1 protein-coding gene is annotated in these 1,110 nt (G+C 60.6%); it reads left to right on the top strand.

The window, feature by feature from the left end; translation table 11 throughout:
* Positions 1-837 (top strand): IS110 family transposase (locus VMT30_02965; GenBank protein HVQ43902.1); only part of this gene is annotated, 837 nt, incomplete at its 5' end.
* Positions 838-1,110 lie beyond the last annotated feature (273 nt).

The raw sequence follows: 1,110 nt of genomic DNA on the forward strand, positions 1-1,110 counted from the left end.
AAGTTCGGTCACACCGTGCGTCTGATGCCGCCGAGCTACGTGAAAGGCTACGTCAAGCGATCGAAGAACGACGCTGCCGATGCGGCCGCCATCTGCGAGGCCGTGACGCGACCATCGATGCGGTTCGTGGCCGTCAAGTCGGCCGATCAGCAAGCCTTGCTGATGTTGCATCGAACCCGGGATCTTCTAATCCGTCAGCGCACGCAACTGATCAATGCGCTCCGAGCCCACCTTGCTGAGTTTGGCCTCATTGCGGAAACAGGACGCGAAGGTCTCGCGCAGCTTGCCGCGATCATCACGGACGAAAGTAACCGCGAAGCTCTTCCATCAGCGATGAAACAGGCGCTGCAGGCCATTGTCGATCAACTCGCTGCTCTGGAATTACAAATCGGGACCCTGGATCGCGCCATTCACGCCCAACATCGTGCCAATGACATGAGTTGCCGCCTCGAGACCGTGCCCGGGATTGGCGTGATCGGAGCCACGGCCATTACTTCTACTGTCACAGACCCGAGTGGCTTCAAATCCGGTCGGGATTTTGCGGCATGGATCGGACTTGTGCCGCGGCAGCATTCTACAGGGGGCAAGGAGCGGCTCGGCGGCATCTCCAAGCAGGGAGATCGCTATCTCCGACGGTTGCTCGTCATCGGTGCAACAGCCGTTGTTCGACACGCCCGGCAGCGCCCGCAAAAGCATCCCTGGATCATGAGGCTGCTGGCCAAGAAGCCGGCCAAGCTCGTTGCCGTGGCGGTTGCCAACAAAATGGCCCGCATCGCGTGGGCGATCATGGCCAAGGGAGGACACTATCGAGCACCGGAGCTTGCCATAGCCGCCTGAAGAGGCTTGGCAATGGGAGCGTGAGGCGACGGCGGAGCAAGACAATCGAATTGCGAGGGTGATGTTGGCGTGATGCGAAACGGTCGAGCCGTCGATTGGGACAACCCGCTTCTGGGTCATGGGCGTCAAAGCCCGTGCGAATGTTTGGGACCCAATCAGCGGACTACATCAGGGCCAGCGGTCACGGTGCCGCACCAACAGGCCGGACACATGACTTGCACCCGACCGCAAGCCGCACGTCAGATTCCTCTTGCAATGCGGGCGTCGTCCACA

The sequence above is a fragment of the Candidatus Saccharimonadia bacterium genome, from assembly GCA_035544015.1.
GTDB lineage: Bacteria > Patescibacteriota > Saccharimonadia > UBA4664 > UBA4664 > UBA5169.